The 18,363-nt window shown below is 35.1% G+C and carries 16 protein-coding genes; 15 read left to right on the top strand and 1 reads right to left on the bottom strand.

Features of this window, described 5'->3' with window-relative positions:
- Window positions 1–414: TaqI-like C-terminal specificity domain-containing protein (locus tag QOX35_RS13990; protein ID WP_283687444.1), on the top strand; the 414-nt coding region annotated here is incomplete at its 5' end.
- On the opposite strand, the gene QOX35_RS13985 is transcribed toward QOX35_RS13990, so the two are convergent.
- Window positions 398–4,099 carry a DUF7149 domain-containing protein gene (locus tag QOX35_RS13985; RefSeq protein WP_283687443.1) on the bottom strand — a complete coding sequence of 1,234 codons (3,702 nt, stop codon included), beginning with the start codon at window positions 4,097–4,099 and terminating at the stop codon, window positions 398–400. The two genes, QOX35_RS13990 and QOX35_RS13985, sit on opposite strands and share 17 nt — an antisense overlap.
- A 182-nt stretch (window positions 4,100–4,281) precedes the next feature.
- Here QOX35_RS13985 and QOX35_RS13980 point away from each other — a divergent pair, with 182 nt between their 5' ends.
- The 14 genes from QOX35_RS13980 (at window position 4,282) to pdxB (ending at window position 18,356) form a co-directional block, all read left to right on the top strand.
- Window positions 4,282–4,707 (top strand): Fur family transcriptional regulator, encoded by a 426-nt coding sequence (locus QOX35_RS13980; protein ID WP_006801086.1) that lies wholly within the window; start codon window positions 4,282–4,284, stop codon window positions 4,705–4,707.
- Window positions 4,708–4,834: 127 nt separating this feature from the next.
- Window positions 4,835–5,152, top strand: a complete 318-nt coding sequence (locus QOX35_RS13975; RefSeq protein WP_006801087.1) for a DUF6660 family protein — start codon at window positions 4,835–4,837, stop codon at window positions 5,150–5,152.
- An 84-nt stretch (window positions 5,153–5,236) separates the two neighbouring features.
- Window positions 5,237–8,356, top strand: coding sequence for an efflux RND transporter permease subunit (locus QOX35_RS13970; protein WP_083820982.1), 3,120 nt, complete (start codon window positions 5,237–5,239; stop codon window positions 8,354–8,356).
- Window positions 8,353–9,606 (top strand): TolC family protein, encoded by a 1,254-nt coding sequence (locus tag QOX35_RS13965; protein WP_006801089.1) that lies wholly within the window; start codon window positions 8,353–8,355, stop codon window positions 9,604–9,606. The genes QOX35_RS13970 and QOX35_RS13965 overlap by 4 nt, the downstream gene beginning before the upstream one ends.
- A gap of 9 nt (window positions 9,607–9,615) precedes the next feature.
- Window positions 9,616–10,812 carry an efflux RND transporter periplasmic adaptor subunit gene (locus QOX35_RS13960; protein ID WP_006801090.1) on the top strand — a complete coding sequence of 399 codons (1,197 nt, stop codon included), beginning with the start codon at window positions 9,616–9,618 and terminating at the stop codon, window positions 10,810–10,812.
- Window positions 10,813–10,842: 30 nt separating this feature from the next.
- A complete protein-coding gene (locus QOX35_RS13955) occupies window positions 10,843–11,184 on the top strand; it encodes a P-II family nitrogen regulator (protein ID WP_006801091.1) in 342 nt (113 codons plus the stop codon).
- Window positions 11,185–11,210: 26 nt separating this feature from the next.
- Window positions 11,211–11,435: a winged helix-turn-helix domain-containing protein gene (locus QOX35_RS13950; protein ID WP_006801092.1), complete on the top strand. Its 225-nt coding sequence runs from the start codon at window positions 11,211–11,213 to the stop codon at window positions 11,433–11,435.
- Between the two features lie 66 nt (window positions 11,436–11,501).
- Window positions 11,502–13,370: a heavy metal translocating P-type ATPase gene (locus tag QOX35_RS13945; protein ID WP_306540389.1), complete on the top strand. Its 1,869-nt coding sequence runs from the start codon at window positions 11,502–11,504 to the stop codon at window positions 13,368–13,370.
- 28 nt (window positions 13,371–13,398) lie between these two features.
- A complete protein-coding gene (locus QOX35_RS13940) occupies window positions 13,399–13,647 on the top strand; it encodes a hypothetical protein (protein WP_006801094.1) in 249 nt (82 codons plus the stop codon).
- 73 nt (window positions 13,648–13,720) lie between these two features.
- Entirely contained in the window at window positions 13,721–14,572 is an 852-nt protein-coding gene (locus QOX35_RS13935; protein ID WP_006801095.1) for a phosphatase PAP2 family protein, read from the top strand.
- A 126-nt stretch (window positions 14,573–14,698) separates the two neighbouring features.
- A complete protein-coding gene (locus tag QOX35_RS13930; protein ID WP_006801096.1) occupies window positions 14,699–15,547 on the top strand; it encodes an RteC domain-containing protein in 849 nt (282 codons plus the stop codon).
- Between the two features lie 424 nt (window positions 15,548–15,971).
- The gene (locus tag QOX35_RS13925) at window positions 15,972–16,478 is read left to right on the top strand and encodes a ferritin (RefSeq protein ID WP_283687442.1); all 507 of its coding nucleotides are present in this window, start codon (window positions 15,972–15,974) and stop codon (window positions 16,476–16,478) included.
- An 86-nt stretch (window positions 16,479–16,564) separates the two neighbouring features.
- Window positions 16,565–17,257 (top strand): ABC transporter ATP-binding protein, encoded by a 693-nt coding sequence (locus QOX35_RS13920; protein ID WP_283687441.1) that lies wholly within the window; start codon window positions 16,565–16,567, stop codon window positions 17,255–17,257.
- Entirely contained in the window at window positions 17,241–18,356 is a 1,116-nt protein-coding gene (gene pdxB / locus QOX35_RS13915) for a 4-phosphoerythronate dehydrogenase PdxB (protein ID WP_283687440.1), read from the top strand. Before QOX35_RS13920 ends, pdxB begins: the two co-directional genes overlap by 17 nt.
- The last annotated feature ends 7 nt before the right edge of the window (window positions 18,357–18,363 follow it).

The raw sequence follows: 18,363 nt of genomic DNA, 5'->3' as shown, positions 1-18,363 counted from the left end.
GAGGATTTTTATAAACAAAAAATTATATGGAAGATTATTGGAAATCAAATGGCTTTTTCTATTGATTCCAATGAGTATGTTGTGAATAATGCCTGTTATATATTGACAGGATCATACCTAGAATATCTACTGTCTGTTTTGAACTCTAATGTAATAAAATGGTATAGCTATATTACCAACATGAACAAGACAGGAGTTGGAGATGTTCAAGTTGGTGGTCAAAATGTCAATCTATTTCCAATCCCATTATTATCTGATTTTGAGCAAGAGCCATTCATTAAGTTAGTAGAAGAAATGCTAATAAAAAAAGAAAAGAATGAGAATACAACAGTCCTTGAAACTATAATAGACAATCTTATATATGCAATGTATGGACTATCTGAAGAAGAAATACAATTTATAAGTTCTCAATAAATTCAACTTCTTCTTGAGATAACTTGTATAGTTGGCATATATACTTATCTAATTTTTCTATTTCATCAATAGAATGAGTTTCAATTATATTATCTATCATTTGTTCTACATGTATTTGTTCTAATTCTGTAGGCATTTTGACCGATAATTTTTCTAATGTATATTTTTTCCATCGATTTGTTCCTACTCCTGTTGTTGTTCCGATCTGATTAAAGACCCACTCTCCAAGCCTTGAGTTTAGCATAGCTAGTATATATTTCAATTTATCCCCTACCATTAAAAAAGACGTGGCTTCAGGAAAGAAAGCTTCATTATCTAATGCAAATTTAGATTTATCTGAAATCTCTCCCCATATAATTTTTTGTTTATAAAAATCCTCGATATAAGCACAGTTCCGTAGATTATATGGAGTATAACCTTTGTCTTGACGTTTCTCGAGCTCAGGGTAAAATTTATCTAAATGTTTCTTTACAGCAGGATAATCCTCTACATCTATGGCTTTTATATTCTTTTCCTTCACTCCATTATGAGTATTTATTAACCACAAATTGGCAAACTCGTACCCATAACGTTTTATATCCCTGCCACGTAAAATAGGTCGTATAATTTCAGCAGATTTTGAATCCTCTTTGATTAATTTTTCTTTCGTTTCGCTGTCAATTATAAACGCTTCGTTATATCCAGTTAAAACACCTCGATAAATATCGATATCCCAATCCTTCAAAGGTGTTCCAACTAACTCTATCTTAGACCTTATACTCTGTTCAAGAGAACTCAAAATTACCCAGCTTTCTACTCCAAACTCACAATTAACACTATTCTGTCTAATAAAAACGCTCAAATCTTTTATACCTTCCTTTTTGACAATACAAGCCTCTGTTTGTTGTCGGTTTTTATCCTTCTGGAACATTAAAATATTCACATCCACAGTGGCTTCATCAAATACATTAATACCTGCAAAGTCCACTAATAATACAGGATTTGTCTGCTCCACAAAATATCTGCGCATACTTTCTCCATATCCTGCACGCATCCATTTATTAGACGTAATGAATGATAAAAAGCAGTTTTTTCGAAGAATATTATTTCCTAATTCGTAGAACAAGCAATAGATATCTCCTGTACGTTCAAAGGTTTCAAATTCCATTTTTTGATAGATATCTGTTATCTCTCCCATCGACTGAAGCTGAATGTACGGTGGGTTGCCAATGATAGCGTCAAAACCAATAAAATCACCATCCTCATTTAATACTTCTGGAAATTCAATACGCCATTCAAATGCATTTTGAAATATTTTATTATTTTTGATTTCTTCAATAATAGCAGAATATTTTCCAACAGCATTTTGAGCTAAATCTATTTTCTTTTGTAAAGCTTTTTTTTCTTTGGGTGTTCGCTCAAATAAATCTGGTGCTGTTAAATCGGATAATTCTTTTTTTGCTTTAAACAAGGATTTACTATTCTTATCGTTTTTGCTAATTTCAGTTTTTAGATTAGTTTTAATCTCTTTAATAAATTGTTCTAAACGTTTTTTATCTTGCTTATTGTGGGCATTCCTATAATTATTAACAGCCTCTTTATATTCTAAAATCGATATATTCAGCCCTCGAAGAATCGGTTTTAAATTTTCGTCTAAGCCGAAACGACTAATTAATGAATTTCCACATTTGATATTAATATCAATATTAGGTAGAGTTTCTAATCTATTGGTCTTAGTTATGTAATAGGTATGTTTCAAAAGTTCGATCCATAGACGAAGTTGACAGATCTTTACAGAATTTGGATTAAGGTCAACACCAAATAGGCAGTTTTCAATTATGGTTTGCTTCTCATGAAATAATGTTTCTTGTACACGCTGACTCTCGTGATGGTGAGGGTTGTACTTGAATATACCATATTCATTATCGCTGACTATCAACTCATCATTCTCTACACTAATCTTATAGCCTCTTAATAATTTCCCTTCTCTATCCGTAAGAATACCGAGTTCTGATTTTAAATAGATCATTTCATTTAGACTTGAAACTAAAAAATGACCTGATCCGACAGCTGGATCACACAACCGAATAGAATTGAATATCTCATTCGCTTCTTTTATATCTGAGATTTTATTATGTAGATCTATGATTGTTTTGCATTCCCAACCTTTAGTCTCATTAAATTTTTGTATAACAGTGCGAGTTATAGTATCCCTACACATAAACATAGTAACAAAGCTTGGAGTAAAGAAAGAGCCATCTTTGTATCCGTTTATTTTTTCAAAGATCAATCCAAGAACAGACGCTGATATCAATGCTTTATCTTCCTCTTGTATATCTTCTGAACTTTCACTGCTAAAATCATAGGCATCAAGAAATTTCAATAAGTATTCTAAAGGAGTAAGCCTCTTATCAACTTGTCCTTTAATCTTCAATACAGATTTAGAGTATAATTCTATTTTTGCTTTATCTTGAAGTCCGCTAATCGCAATAGTATAACCCTCTAATTCCGTTGGTTCGAAAAGAGAGCTATTCAGATATGGAACATGAGAGAATTTTTCTTTTAAATTTCCATCTCGCCGCTCGTCTTCTTTGCGAGCTAATATTTGAAAGAATAAACTATTTAAATCATCATACCCTTCAATTTTATCAGTTGAAAGAAAAGAATATTTTTTATTCCCGTCGTGATATTTAATAATTTGAGCTTCTAGCAATTTTAAAAACAGGACTCGATTGACCCACGTAATGCTTAAGTCTAGAGCTACATTATATAATTGGTCCTCATAGGTGTTTCCATATTGTTTTATGTTAGATAGCATAGATAATTTATCCATCGCATCTAATTCGTTTATCGCATTTTCAATAATTGAACCATTATCCCTTTTTCCTTGAGACTTTCGAACAATAAATTTTTGAGACTTTTCTTTGACCTCTTCTAAGCCAAGTATATGTAAAAGCTCTGCATAAAACTCTTTGTTTAACTCATTATAATCTTTAGCAAAGGATAGTTTGAGTAAATGAATCGGAGATAAAAACTTATAAAGAGCAATTAGTTTTCTATCGTCCTCCTTATCCTTATTACGCATAATTTTATCATAATCCCTAATATCAAAATGAGTATATGGGATTTGATCTTTCACTTTCTCTATTTGAGGCGATGCGATCTCCTTGTAAAAGTGGTTTGTAGATGAATCATCCGAACGTTTATTTTGGAATTGTTCAAATAAGTCTACAAATTTCTTATCATCATAGAATAGTTTTTTGAAGTCTTGAGCATCAAAAATAAACCACTCGTTGATATTCGTAATAATTAAATATCGTAGTTCTAGATTCTTGTTTGCCTTACGTTCTCTGAGATAATAAAGAACCAATTCTTGAAATGCTTTAGCATTGAGGTTTTCTTTGCTGATCATTTCACTCTTGTTAGTTGGCTTCTTTACTTCTATCAAGACGCCAACAGGTGATTTAGTATCTTTCTCGTTATGAATAACTAAATCTGTTCTACCATATGTATTAATATAGTGATTGTTTTTATAGTAAACGGAATTTAGGAAATCTATAATTAGGTTTTTATGAAACTCCTCCGATTCAGTATCGTTTATTTTATCCAACAGAGAAATAAACTCTTGTTTAAACAATTCTATTTCTTTGCGATCCGGTTTTTGTTTTAAAAATGCTGGATTTAAAGCTTGTTTAGGAGTTTTCATAATATTGTATGATATATAGATACGTTTTTATTAAACACAAAAATATAACATATAAAATGTAAAGTATCCTTTTTGTTTAGAAATATGTAATGAGAGCATGTGAAGAATAAAGCCAGAAAGAGGAGGAGTTTTTTCAATAAAAGATATAACTTTATAAACTCTATATTATAAAATACTGCATTATGAACAGTCTTTTTGTAAATTTATTAGAAGAGCGGGATATAAAACCAACAGCTATTCGCATACTGGTACTAAAAGCTATGCTTGAATTTGACAGAGCATTTAGTTTGTCAGATTTAGAATCTCAACTTGACACGATAGATAAATCTACAATATCAAGAGCAATACATTTATTTCATGAGCATCAATTAATACATAGCTTCGATGATGGCTCAGGTTCTGTTAAGTATTCTGTATGTAGTCGAGATTGCCATTGCAGCATTGAAGATATGCACGCTCATTTTTATTGTAATTATTGCAAAAAGGCATTTTGCCTGGATAATATATCTATTCCCGGATTTCAATTATCACCCGTTATGCAAATAGAAAGTGTAAATCTTGTAATTAAAGGATATTGCGGCCAGTGTAATAAGCTCATTAATTCATGATATTTGTTATCTACAATCCTTTTTTCAATAAATATACAAACTTAAAACCTTTCTTTAACAAATAATAGAAGTCTGCAACTGAGTTGCATAAATTTATTTTTATATTTGTAGCATAAAGAAAAACAAAATGAGACCATTTGTCTTTATAATAAGTATTTATTTTCTGTGTCTTGCCTTGCTTCCATGCAATTGCAATATACAGACTATAGATTCTTTACAAGATAAGACAGAACAAGTTTCAACAGCTCATAGTGAAAGCGATACTGCTCAGGAAATATGTACTCCGTTTTGCGCATGTTCCAGCTTTCACAATCCCAATTTTATAGCAAAAAATAGCTTTGACCTGCGAAATATAGATAGTACTCCGGTCAAGAAGATTGCTATTTATAATGAAAACCAAACTTCATCTCATCTGGATAGTCTTTGGAGACCCCCTAAGGCTTAAAATATAACATTCTTGTATCCAATTTGATACGTCTAAAGGTAGATGTATCGTACAATCCTATTGTTATATTTTAATATTCAAATTATGTTTCAAAAACTGATTAAATTCTCGATAGAGAATAAATTGGTAATTGGAGTCATGACTGTAGCCCTCATTATTTGGGGGACTTATTCCCTGTCTCAATTACCATTCGACTCTACCCCTGATATCACCAATAATCAGGTGCAGGTCATTACTCAGGCTCCATCCTTAGGAGCACAGGAAGTGGAGCAGTTTATTACTACTCCCTTAGAAATGGCTTTAGCCAATATTCCCAAAGTTATAGAAAGAAGAAGTATCAGCCGAAGTGGCTTATCCGTTATAACCATTGTATTTAAAGAAGATGCTGACATTTATTGGGCACGTCAGCAGGTAGACCAGCAACTAAAAGAAGCGGAGGAAGTTATTCCTCAAGGAGTAGGTAAGATTAGTTTAGCTCCTATATCTACCGGATTAGGAGAGATCTATCACTATACAATACGGGCAAAAGAAGGCTATGAGGATAAATACAGTATATCTGACTTGCGTACCATGCAGGATTGGATCGTTAGAAAGCAACTCTCAGGCACAGAAGGTGTAGCAGAGATAAGTGGCTGGGGAGGTTTTGTAAAACAATACGAGATAGCCATTAATGCGGATAAACTCAATGCTGTAAATATAACAATCCCTGAATTGTATACTGCACTTGAAAACAATAACGAAAATACAGGAGGGAGCTACATTGAACAATACAGTAATCAGTATTTCATACGAGGGTTAGGTATTGTCAAGTCTTTGGAAGATATAGAAAAAATACCGATTAAAACAGTCAATGGTACTCCTATCCTTGTTCGGGATGTAGCAAAAGTACAGTATGGAAATGCAACACGCTATGGTGCTGTAACCCGAAATGGAGACGGAGAAGTTGTTGCAGGTATTACCCTGATGTTGAAGGGTGAAAACTTTCAAGAGGTAATAAAAAATGTAAAAGAGCGTATGGCTCAGGTACAAAAGAGCTTACCGGAGGGAGTCATTATTGAGCCGTTTATTGACAGGACACAATTGGTAGACAGAGTAACGAATACTATTACCAAAAACCTGATAGAGGGAGGATTGATCGTTATCTTCATTCTTGTACTTTTCTTAGGGAATTACAGAGCCGGATTGGTAGTAGCTTCCGTAATACCACTATCTATGCTGTTTGCATTTGGTATGATGCGTGTGTTTGGTGTAAGTGGAAACCTGATGAGCCTCGGAGCTATCGACTTCGGATTGATTGTGGATGGGGCGGTCATCATTGTCGAGGCCGTCTGTCATCATATAGGAGTCATGAAAGACCGATATAAAGGGAGGTTGCTGACACAGGCAGAAATGGATCAGGAAGTATTTGATTCAGCTTCTAAAATAAGGAATAGTGCCGCATTTGGAGAAATCATTATCATGATTGTTTATATTCCACTTTTCACTTTGGTCGGTATAGAAGGTAAGATGTTCAAGCCAATGGCTATGACAGTGTTCTTTGCCATATTGGGTGCATTTATTCTATCTCTAACTTATGTGCCTATGGCAAGTGCGTTGTTTTTAAGTAAGAAAACTGAGCACAAGCGGAATATCTCAGATAAGCTAATGGATAAGCTTAACAATTTCTATCGTCCTATTATAACCAAAAGCTTGAATTGGAGCAAAACTCTAATCATAAGTATGGTTGCACTGTTTGCAGTCAGTGTATTCATGTTTAATAGAATGGGTGGCGAATTTATACCTAATCTCGAAGAAGGCGACTTTGCGGCAGAAATAAGTATGGCTCAGGGAACATCCTTGTCACAGATGATTAAAAGCTGTTCTCAAGCTGAAAAAATACTCAAAGAACAGTTTCCTGAAGTAAAACAAGCCGTAAGCCGTATTGGTAGTGCCGAAATTCCAACTGATCCGATGCCTATTGAACGAGCGGATATGATGATTGCTTTAATTCCTAAAAAAGAATGGACATCAGCCAAAACCAAAGAGGAGCTGATGGAGAAGATGGAAAAAGCTATCGGAGAGATACCCGGATTAGGAGTGGAAATGACACAGCCGATACAGATGCGAACCAATGAGTTAGTGACAGGTATTAAACAGGATGTAGCCATTAAAATTTATGGGAATGACCTGGAAGTACTTAGCTCATCAGCCAATAAGATAGCCTCTTTGATAAAAAAAGTAGATGGAGTAAGTGATCCGTTTGTTGAAAAAGTTACCGGATTACCACAGGTTCAGGTTACTTATAATCGAGATCAATTAGCGAAATATGGTATATCAGTCAAAGATGCCAATATGGTACTTAAAACAGCATTTGCCGGAAATGAGGCTGGATATGTGTTTGAGGAAGACCGTAGATTTGATTTAGTATTAAGAATGGATAATGATCTGAGAAATAATATCTCTTCATTAGAAAATCTATATCTGCCCCTTTCATCAGGAGGAACAATCCCTCTTTCTCAAGTGGCTGAAATTAAATATGAAGATGCACCTGCACAGGTAACACGCGAAAATGGAGAGAGACGAATTTATGTCGGATTTAATGTCAGAGGACGTGATGTCCAAAGCACTGTGTTTGATATTCAGAATATATTAGACAAAGAATTCAAACTACCGGCAGGATATTATTATACATACGGAGGACAATTTCAAAATCTGAAAGAAGCAAAAGACAGATTGATGGTTGCCGTTCCATTAGCATTGTTATTAATACTCTTTCTTCTATATGCCACATTGAAAAGTGTAAAAGAGTCCTTGTTTGTATTCTCTGCCATACCACTTTCGGCTATTGGAGGTATCTGGGCTCTATGGTTACGTGACATGCCTTTCAGTATTTCGGCAGGTGTCGGGTTTATAGCTCTGTTCGGTGTTGCGGTATTAAATGGCATTGTTCTGATTGGGCAATTCAACATATTTGAAAAAGAAGGGATGACAAACATTCGTGAGAGAGTAATCGAAGGGTGTATGCTGCGCCTTCGTCCGGTAATTATGACTGCGCTTGTCGCATCATTAGGATTCTTACCAATGGCTTTATCTACAGGCGATGGAGCCGAAGTGCAAAGGCCTCTCGCAACAGTGGTAATAGGAGGATTATTAACTGCAACGGCTCTAACATTGGTTGTGTTACCTTCTATCTATAAAACATTTACTAAAAATAAACAGGAATGAAAACAAAAATAATAATATCGACTATTGTATTCATAACAATGACTGTTGTTTTAGCTCCGTCTTTATTTGGGCAAAATACAACAAAATCATTGGAGGAATGCATTCAATCGGCAATAGATAACAACCTGACCATGAAGTCGGGTCGTATCTCAATTGAAAGAGCAAAAGACTTGCAAGGCACAGCTTTTAATATTGATAAAACAAGCTTTTCGTTAAGTCAGGACCCAACATCAGGAGGAAGCCCTGATAATAGCATATCATTAAGCCAAAGTTTTGAGTTCCCTACAGTGTATGGTTCTCGCAGAGGCTTATTGAAAGCCGAAACGAATCTGGAACGAAGTAATTTGGACGTTACACGCAATGAACTTGTAAAAGAAATATCAGCAACATATTATCAATTGCTTTATGCAAAGGAAAATATCAAAATATTACAGGAACAGGACCGTATTTATGGTAAATTCTTATTCCTCGCCAATGCAAAGTTGAAATCAGGGGAAACAGGACGTTTGGAACAGATGAATGCTGAACGACTCTATAATGAAAACAGAATTGAGTTACAAAAGGCTGAAAAGAATTATCAGAGCATACAACTAATCTTACAACGCTGGATGAATACGGATGAGGCAGTCGAACCTGTTGAGCCGACTCTGACTGTTTTGGATGCAGTCTATCCTTTTAATGATTTCAATCCGGAGCAAACACCACTTGGAGAGGTTTATGCTAATAAAAAGATCATAAGCGAAAAGAACCTCAGTGTGATTAAACAAGGATATCTGCCCAGTTTCAATTTTGCATTGAAAAACCAGTTTCTTATAAAAGGTTTTAACCCGTATGATTTACAAAGAGAACGTTTTGACAAAGGTAATTTCATGGGATTTGAAGTAGGAATAAGTGTTCCTCTATTTTTTGGAGAACAAAGAGCCAAAACAAAAGCTGCTAAAAGAGAAGTCGAAATAGCAAGGGTTCAGCAGGAAGAGGTTATGCTTACTATGCGTAAGAATTATCAGACTTATCTGAATGAATATACCAAGGCTAAAAATGCTTTGGACTATTATTCACTTCGTGGCAGCAAACAAGCAGAAGATATAACACGGATATCACAGGTTTCATATGAAAAAGGAGAAATAGATTATGTCGAGTATATCCAGAATTTAAAGACCGCAGTAGAGATACATTTGCTATATGCAAATGCTATCAATGACTACAATCAAACAATCATTATGTTAAACTACCTGCAAGGAAATAAATAACAAAAAATTATGAAAACAATATATATAGCGATAATTGCTTTGTCTCTTATATTTTTAGGGTCATGTGGACAGAAGCCTAAAAATGAGGCTGAAAAAGAAAAAGAAGGTACAGAAGAATCTCATGGTGGCGAATCGGTAGAAGTAGAGCTAACCGAATCACAAATGAAAGCTGTGGATATTCAACTTGGCAAAATTGAACAGAGAGACTTAAATAGTATTATTCGAGTAAATGGCGAAATGGCCTTGGATCCACAGAAAAAAGCGGAGGTAACCTCTTTGTTAGGAGGGATCATCAAACAGGTAATGGTGATTGAAGGTCGAGCCGTGAGTGCCGGACAAGCTGTAGCCTATCTCGAAAATACGGAAATAGTGGAGTTGCAAAAGAATTATCTGACAACTAAAAAAGAGGCATTGATTGCCGATCAAGAATACAGAAGACAAAAAGATTTATCCACTCAAGGTGCAGGGGTTGAAAAAACTTTGCAGCAGGCAACAGCTAATTACGAGATAACTAAAGCGCAGCTAACAGGTTTGGAAAAGCAGCTAAGACAATTATCCATTAGCCCCGAACAGGTTTCTTCAGGTAATATGGTTACTCAAATTCCGATAAAAACGCCTATTTCAGGAACTGTCAGCAAAATCAATATCAGTACCGGAAGTTATGTCGATATGCAAACACCACTAATGAGTATTACCGATAATGCAGGTATACACTGCGATGTTAAAGTCTTTGAAAAAGATATTAATATGGTAAGAATCGGACAGGAAGTGGATATTACCCTCACCAACCAACCCGGTGTTAATCTGAAAGGTGAGATTTATGAAATCAACAAGTCTTTCGAAGGGGATACCAAGGCAATTATCGTTCATGCAAATATAAAAGGTAAGACAGATATCAAATTGATTCCGGGTATGTATGTTACCGGATTGATTAATGTTGGAAAACAAAAAACTGATGCTGTACCCAATGATGCCATTATCAGCAATGAAGGAAAGAAATACATATTTGTGTTAGAGAAAGAAGCTAATGAAGAAGGTGTAAAAACTTATCATTTTGAAAGGATTGAGGTATTGACAGGTATAAGCGAACTAGGATATACACAGATAACTCCGGTAAATAAACTGGAAGAGGGTGTGACTATCGTTAAAGCTAATGCATTTTATTTAGCATCTATGAGTACAGATCATGGTGAACATGGTCATTAATCTTTTTGAAACATTAAATAATAAAATCACATGAAAGAGATAAAAGCTTTTATTAAACCGTTTAAGGTTAATGATATTCTAAGAGAACTACTTTATGCAGGATTTCCAAATCTTACTGTTTCAATGGCTGAAGGCACAGGGCATTTAAAAAGTGAAGATGCTTCTTTATCCATGAATTTTGCACTTACCAATAGTAAAGTTGCGAAGATTGAGATAGTGTGTAACAATGATGATGTGGATAAAATAATTACGATAATATCAACATATGGTAAAACAGGTAATTCAGGAGACGGTATAATCTATGTCTCTGATGTTGAAAGAGCAATCAGAGTCAGAACCGGATTGCCTGATGACAGGTGGCTTCTTGATTAGTTATTAATTTTTAAAATAGAGTCAAGATGTTGAAAAATGATATTGGAATAAATGCCGGAGTAATATGGCAATTATTGTCTAATGAAGGAGCATTATCCGTAAGACAAATAGGGGAATTGACCGGATATAATGATAAAAACATATGTTTGGCATTAGGATGGTTATCTCGAGAGAATAAGATCCAGTTCATTTACAAAAATGAAATACTCTATCTTGAGTTGAATAGCTCTACGAGTGAAATGTATTATTAAATACTTATAGCAATGAATACAGAGAATAATTATAAATGCACATCTTGCGACTCTACCGAGTCGCAGATGTTTGAAAATAACTGGAAGCAGTATATCCCGGTTTCAATAAGTTTACTTATGCTACTTGTTGGTATTACGATGGATAATTTTATTCCAGATATATTTAACGGCTATCTTCGTTTAGGGTTGTATATTATAGCTTACATCCCTGTTGCCTTTCCCGTTTTTAGGGAAGCCGTTGAAACGATCAAGGAAAAGGATTTCTTTACTGAGTTTACACTTATGGGGATGGCTACACTTGGAGCTTTCATTATAGGCGAATATCCCGAAGGAGTAGCTGTAATGGTATTTTATACGATTGGTGAATTGTTTCAAGATTCGGCTGTGAATAGAGCCAAAAGAAACATTAAGGCATTGCTTGATGTACGTCCTGACACAGCAACTGTTTATAGAAATGATTCATATCAAACAATATCTCCTGAAGAAGTGGAAATTGACGAAGTTATTCAGGTAAAAGCCGGAGAGAAAGTCCCTTTGGATGGAATAATGCTTACATCATCAGCAAGCTTTAATACAGCAGCATTAACAGGGGAAAGCAAACCGAAAACTATTTCAGCCGGTGAAACTGTACTAGCAGGAATGTTGAATCTTGATAAAGTGATCGAAATAAAGGTTGCTAAAAAGTATCAGGATAGTTCTCTTGCCAGAATCCTAGAAATGGTGCAAGATGCAACTTCCCGAAAAGCAAAGACAGAGTTATTGATCCGTAAATTTGCCAAGATATATACTCCGATTGTATTCCTGTTAGCTCTCTTTATAACAGTCATTCCTTATTTTGTGGTGAGCGACTATATATTTAGCGAATGGTTATCCCGTGCATTGGTATTCTTGGTAATCTCCTGCCCATGTGCATTAGTTATTTCTATCCCATTAGGCTATTTCGGCGGAATCGGAGCAGCTTCTAAAGCAGGCATACTCTTCAAGGGAGCTAACTATCTCGATTTAATGACTAAGGTCAATACAGTCGTGATGGATAAAACAGGTACTTTGACCAAAGGTGTGTTCAATGTGCAGAAAGTTGCGTCGGTCGATGAAGATAAGCAAGAGGAATTTGTCGCTATTGTTGCTGCCATAGAGAAATTCTCAAATCATCCCATTGCTAGAGCAATTGTTCAATTTGCAAAGGATTCAGATAATTATACAGCTACAGATGTGGAAGAAATATCAGGGCATGGACTTAAAGGGATCGTAAATGGAGAAGAAGTATTGGTGGGCAATGCTAAGTTGATGCAGAAATTTAATATCTCTTATGACAGAACAATTGAATTTATAGTTGAGACTATTGTGATTGCAGCTATTAATGAAGAATATGCGGGCTATATAACAATAGCGGATGAGGTAAAAGATGATGCACAGGCTGCTATTTCAGATATGCATTTATCTGGAATCAAACAAGTTGTAATGTTGAGTGGGGATAAATCTTCCATAACGAATAATGTAGCATCCAGCCTTGGTATTGACAGTGCCTATGGGGACCTCTTACCTGAAGATAAGGTTCGTCATATAGAGGAACTGAAAACAGAAAAGAATAATGTCATTGCTTTTGTCGGAGATGGAATAAATGATGCTCCCTCACTGGCATTAAGTGATGTTGGAATAGCAATGGGAGGAATGGGGAGTGATGCTGCTATCGAAGTGGCCGATGTAATCATTCAGACAGATCAACCATCCAAAATAGCAACTTCGATTAAAATAGCTAAAGCTACAAGGCAAGTTGTCATACAGAATATAGTATTGGCATTCTCGGTTAAACTGATTGTACTTATTTTAGGTGGTTTTGGTTTGGCTACCATGTGGGAAGCGGTCTTTGCTGATGTTGGGGTCTCTCTGCTAGCAATACTAAATGCGGTCAGAATATTAAAAATGAGGTTCTGAAAGTCTTGTAACTAACACTATTATCGTCATGAGTAAAAAGAGACGTATAAGAAGATTAGCAGCAAGAAAAGAAACTCCATCAAAACTGAATCCCATTATAAAAAGATATCTTTCTCTGATAAGTATATCTATAGGTGCTTTGATGGGAATAATTGTATGGCTTATATTCTTCAGATGTAAGAGTGAACATTGTCCAAATCATTTTAATCCGATTCCATATATGGTAGTGTTTGGGTTTAACACATGGATTATAGCTAATTATATTTTCAGAAAGTAATTTTTCAAAATTTCGTTTGGCTGAACACAACTCTTTAGCTCAGCCAAGCGAATCTTATTTTTATAAAAAAACAATGAATAACATATCGGTTTGTATTGTCTTCTTCTTGCTCTTATTTCAATCGGTAAAAGCGGATACAGTAGATAATGATACACTACAAAGCAACTACCCAATCATCGATTTTTCGATTCAGGGCAGTGATATACCTTCTACTAATTTAATTTCTGTAGATACAGTCATTTCTGACAAGATAAAACCTGTAAAACAGCTTAAGTTTTCATATAAGCAATTAATTATTCCTTCGGCTTTAATTGCTTATGGTGTATTTGAAACAGCTATAGAGCATAATTATTTGCTTAACAGGCAGGTAAAGCATGAAGTAACAGAACATATTGATTCGAAGTTTACCATAGATGACATTTCTCAATATGTTCCGGCAGGAAGTGTATACGCACTGAATTTAATGGGGATAAAAGGTAAAAATAATTTTAAAGACAGAACCTTTATTCTAGGAATATCTACTCTTTTTATGGCAGCATCAGTAAATACGATAAAGTATTCAACAAAGATAGAGAGACCAGATAAATCAGCGAAAAACTCTTTTCCCTCAGGTCATACAGCGGTAGCTTTTATGGGTGCAGAATTTCTTTGGCAGGAATATAAAGATGTTTCAATATGGTATGGCATAACAGGCTACACCATTGCAACCGGAACAGGGATATTTCGTTTATATAATGACAAACATTGGTTTGCAGATGTTATTGTGGGAGCCGGACTCGGTATTCTAAGCACCAAGGCTGCTTACTGGCTTTATCCCTATTTGCAGAGGAAGTTTATGAACAAAGGTACATTTAGCAAACAAATCTCTTTTAGCCCTTTTTATAATGGAAAACAAGGAGGTCTGGCTATAGCCTTATCTCTGTAATAGCTATTGTTGGAGACATGTCCTATATGAACTAATTATAGGTTTGAGCGATTATTATGACTTATTCTTTCTTCGACTAGTCTAAAATAGGTATCTAATACATAAAAAACAGAATACAATAATACAATGGAGCAATTTATTCGCAATATAAAAGAAAATATCAATAAAGAAATTCAGCTTATTGATTCTGAGGAATGTAATATCTTTCAGAAATCTATTAGTATTATTTCATTATTGGAGTCTACATTTGATGAATTAAAAGAATTTGTTTCAAATTATACATTTAAAAGTCCGCTTGATGAAATCATCTTTTTTAAAGAGACGAAACCTCAACTTTTTAGCATTCTAATTTACCATAGAAAGATATATAATCTGGAAATGCGAATGCCCACCGGAAGTTGCATCGATCGCAAAAATTATTTAGAAGGAATTTTAGGACGCATAAAGTATTTTTTCGATAATAATGCTGACTTCTATCAATATTATCGTTCAGGAAGTACCCACCTTGATAAATATTACTTTCTAAGAGGTAAGCCAGATATTCAGTTAATACAGGATTGCTTCTACTTTGAAAGGGACTCTAAATTCTCTACGAGCTTTGATTTTAAGGTTTCGAAGATGATTGCCAATGAGAGATTAACGGTATATGTAAACAATAAACTCCTACATATTAGTAATCTCGAATCCAATATTCAAGACTCATTTAATTTGCCAAAGGCAAGACTGACATGGACTGCTAAAAAAGCAGAACTTGTTGAGCAGATTTACGCATGGGATAACGCAGGTTGTTTCAATAATGGCAATACGAATATAAAAGAGCTAGCGGAATATATTGAAACTGTTTTCAATATCAATTTGGGTGACTTCTATCACACGTTTCTGGAAATTCGAGAACGTAAAGGTAGCCGTACTTTATTTTTAGATAAATTGATAAAGCTTCTCGAAGAAAGAATGGATGGATTAGATAATAAATGAGCATGATTTTTATAAAAATACACTATATTTGTCGATAGGAAAATAACACTATTCAATAGCGGACAAAGAACAGCCAATAGCTGTCAATTAGCTTCTCCTAAAGTGTTCACCTCAAAGCGATCTGATCAAGTAAAGTATTGAATAATATATGGTTGATAGGTGTGGTTCACAAGCCCCCGCTTCCGCAGAGAAGTGACCGAATAGGTCACTTCTTTTGTTTTTTTATATCTACAAGTCTCTCGTCGTTGTCTGATATTATATTATAGGTTTTTTCGATAACTCATTAATGATTATAAATAGTTTTTGAAATAATAATTATATTTTGTAATATTGCATAACATATTTGTGTATTAGACGAACTATTGAACAATTGCCATTACACAAGTGTTGAAAGAATAAACTAACATCAAAAATATCATCAATTATGTTAAGTAAAAAATTAGAAGCTGCATTAAATGCACAAATCAATGCTGAATTTTGGTCAGCATATTTATATCTGTCTATGGCTGCTTATTTTGCAGCAGACGGAAAACCGGGTTTTGCCAACTGGTTCGAAATCCAGTTTAAGGAAGAACAAGATCACGCAATGAAATTTTTCAAATACGTTACTGATAGAGGCGCAAAAGTAGAATTGAAGCCAATTGAAAAAGTGGATTTGGCTTGGGAATCTCCTCTTCATGCTTTTGAAGAAACTTTGAGACATGAAAAGATCGTAACAGGGCGAATCAATGACTTGGTGGCGTTGGCTAAAGACGAAAAAGACTATGCTACCGAAAGTATGTTGAAATGGTTTGTAGACGAACAAGTAGAGGAAGAGGCTACAGCACAAGGTTATATTGATGCGTTGAAAATGATTAAAGATAACGGTTTTGGAATCTATACAATGGATAAGGAATTGCAATCAAGATCTTATTCTCCAGTAGCAGGTTAAAAGCAATGTCTAAATTATAAATGTAAATCTCTCCGGAATATTCCGGAGAGATTTATTATTTTTACACCATCATAACAATTATCCATTTGATACAAATAGAGCACATATCCAAAACGTATGGAGATCAGGTAGCTTTATCTGATGTGAGCTTCTCGATACAGAAAGGCGATATAGTAGGGCTTCTCGGAGTAAATGGTGCGGGGAAGTCTACCTTGATGAAAATTCTTGCAGGTGGTATACTTGCAGATAAGGGGCGAGTGACTTTTTCAGGAGAAGATATCCTTTCTAATCCTTTAGCGGTTAAAAAGCGTATAGGCTACCTCTCGGAAGACAATCCTTTATACGAAGATATGTACGTAAAAGAATATCTGGAGTATGTTGCAGGAATCTATAATGTAGGGCACGATGCTGTTTCTCGTGTTATTGAAGAAACCGGACTGGAGAGGGAATACAAGAAAAAAATAAAGGCTCTTTCAAAAGGAAATCGTCAACGAGTTGGTATTGCTCAGGCATTGGTTCATAACCCTGAATTTCTTATCTTGGATGAAGCTACTTCTGGCTTAGATCCGAATCAACGCGAAAGCCTTAATGCTCTTTTCAAGGAACTGTCGAAAGATAAGATGATACTTTTTTCTACTCATATTCTATTTGATGTAAAAGCTATTTGCTCTCGTGTGATCTTTTTAGATAAAGGAAAGTTGCTGATAGATAAAAATATAGATGAAATAGATTCTATAGAAAATACATTCCATACTCTTACAAATGAAAATAATAGCTGACAAAAATATACCCTATCTCAAAGGTGTAGCCGAATATTACGGAGACGTTACTTACCTCGATGGTGCTGCTTTTACCCACGATGCGATCAAAGAGGCTGATACTTTAATTGTGCGCACTGTAACTCGCTTTGGCGAAGCAATACTAAAAAATACAAACGTAAAGCTTATATGCTCCGCTACTATTGGCTATGATCATATCGATACCGATTACTGTGATGCACATGATATCGTGTGGCATAATGCTCCGGGGTGCAATTCCGGTTCGGTGCAGCAATATATCGTTTCTTCATTGATAAGAATCTCCCGCCAGAAAGGCTTTGAACTTAAAGATAAAACGATAGGTATTGTTGGTGTTGGCAACGTAGGGAAAAAGGTAGCGAAAGCTTGCGAAATGTTAGGTATGAAGGTTCTGCTAAATGACCCACCACGTCAAAAAGCCGAGCAGAGAGATTTATTTGTCAGTCTTGATGAAATAATAGATAAAGCTGATATTATCACTTTCCATACACCCTTAACAAAAGAAGGCGAATATAAGACTTATCATTTAGCAAATACCGAGTTCTTTTCGTCTCTCAAGAGAAAACCGATTATAATGAATTCGGCGAGAGGGGGCATTGTAGATACAGCGGCTATAAAAATAGCTATAGCTAACAACCTTATATCGGGAGCAATTATCGATTGCTGGGAAAAAGAACCCGATATAGACCTTGAATATATGGAGATGGTTGATATTGCCACCCCGCATATAGCAGGTTATTCGGCAGACGGAAAAGCCAACGCAACGCGTATGTCTCTTGAATCTGTTGCCGATTTCTATGGGATGAGCAAAGAACCGTTATCTCGCATAATAGCACCTGATCCTGTAAACCCTATAATAGACCTCACAGGATTAAAAAACTCCGATAATCTTCTCTTTGATGCTATATTGCATACATACGACCCCATGTCTGACTTCGAAAGACTAAAAGCATCTCCTGAGACTTTCAAGCAGCAGCGGAATAACTATCCTTTGCGTAGAGAGTATTTTGCTTATAAAATAAATGCTGATATTTCTTCTGATGTGAGGCAATCCCTTCTGGACTTCGGTTTTGCTGAATAATTATAAA

This window comes from Dysgonomonas sp. Marseille-Q5470, from assembly GCF_951230145.1.
GTDB lineage: Bacteria > Bacteroidota > Bacteroidia > Bacteroidales > Dysgonomonadaceae > Dysgonomonas.
This window is presented reverse-complemented; position numbering and strand designations above follow the sequence as displayed.

What these genes read in the sequence shown, in the direction of transcription:
- QOX35_RS13985 (WP_283687443.1), bottom strand. Translation starts at nt 4,099, where the DNA reads ATGAAAACTCCTAAACAAGCTTTAAATCCAGCATTTTTAAAACAAAAA.
- QOX35_RS13980 (WP_006801086.1), top strand. Translation starts at nt 4,282, where the DNA reads ATGAACAGTCTTTTTGTAAATTTATTAGAAGAGCGGGATATAAAACCA.
- QOX35_RS13975 (WP_006801087.1), top strand. Translation starts at nt 4,835, where the DNA reads ATGAGACCATTTGTCTTTATAATAAGTATTTATTTTCTGTGTCTTGCC.
- QOX35_RS13970 (WP_083820982.1), top strand. Translation starts at nt 5,237, where the DNA reads ATGTTTCAAAAACTGATTAAATTCTCGATAGAGAATAAATTGGTAATT.
- QOX35_RS13965 (WP_006801089.1), top strand. Translation starts at nt 8,353, where the DNA reads ATGAAAACAAAAATAATAATATCGACTATTGTATTCATAACAATGACT.
- QOX35_RS13960 (WP_006801090.1), top strand. Translation starts at nt 9,616, where the DNA reads ATGAAAACAATATATATAGCGATAATTGCTTTGTCTCTTATATTTTTA.
- QOX35_RS13955 (WP_006801091.1), top strand. Translation starts at nt 10,843, where the DNA reads ATGAAAGAGATAAAAGCTTTTATTAAACCGTTTAAGGTTAATGATATT.
- QOX35_RS13950 (WP_006801092.1), top strand. Translation starts at nt 11,211, where the DNA reads ATGTTGAAAAATGATATTGGAATAAATGCCGGAGTAATATGGCAATTA.
- QOX35_RS13945 (WP_306540389.1), top strand. Translation starts at nt 11,502, where the DNA reads ATGTTTGAAAATAACTGGAAGCAGTATATCCCGGTTTCAATAAGTTTA.
- QOX35_RS13940 (WP_006801094.1), top strand. Translation starts at nt 13,399, where the DNA reads ATGAGTAAAAAGAGACGTATAAGAAGATTAGCAGCAAGAAAAGAAACT.
- QOX35_RS13935 (WP_006801095.1), top strand. Translation starts at nt 13,721, where the DNA reads ATGAATAACATATCGGTTTGTATTGTCTTCTTCTTGCTCTTATTTCAA.
- QOX35_RS13930 (WP_006801096.1), top strand. Translation starts at nt 14,699, where the DNA reads ATGGAGCAATTTATTCGCAATATAAAAGAAAATATCAATAAAGAAATT.
- QOX35_RS13925 (WP_283687442.1), top strand. Translation starts at nt 15,972, where the DNA reads ATGTTAAGTAAAAAATTAGAAGCTGCATTAAATGCACAAATCAATGCT.
- pdxB (WP_283687440.1), top strand. Translation starts at nt 17,241, where the DNA reads ATGAAAATAATAGCTGACAAAAATATACCCTATCTCAAAGGTGTAGCC.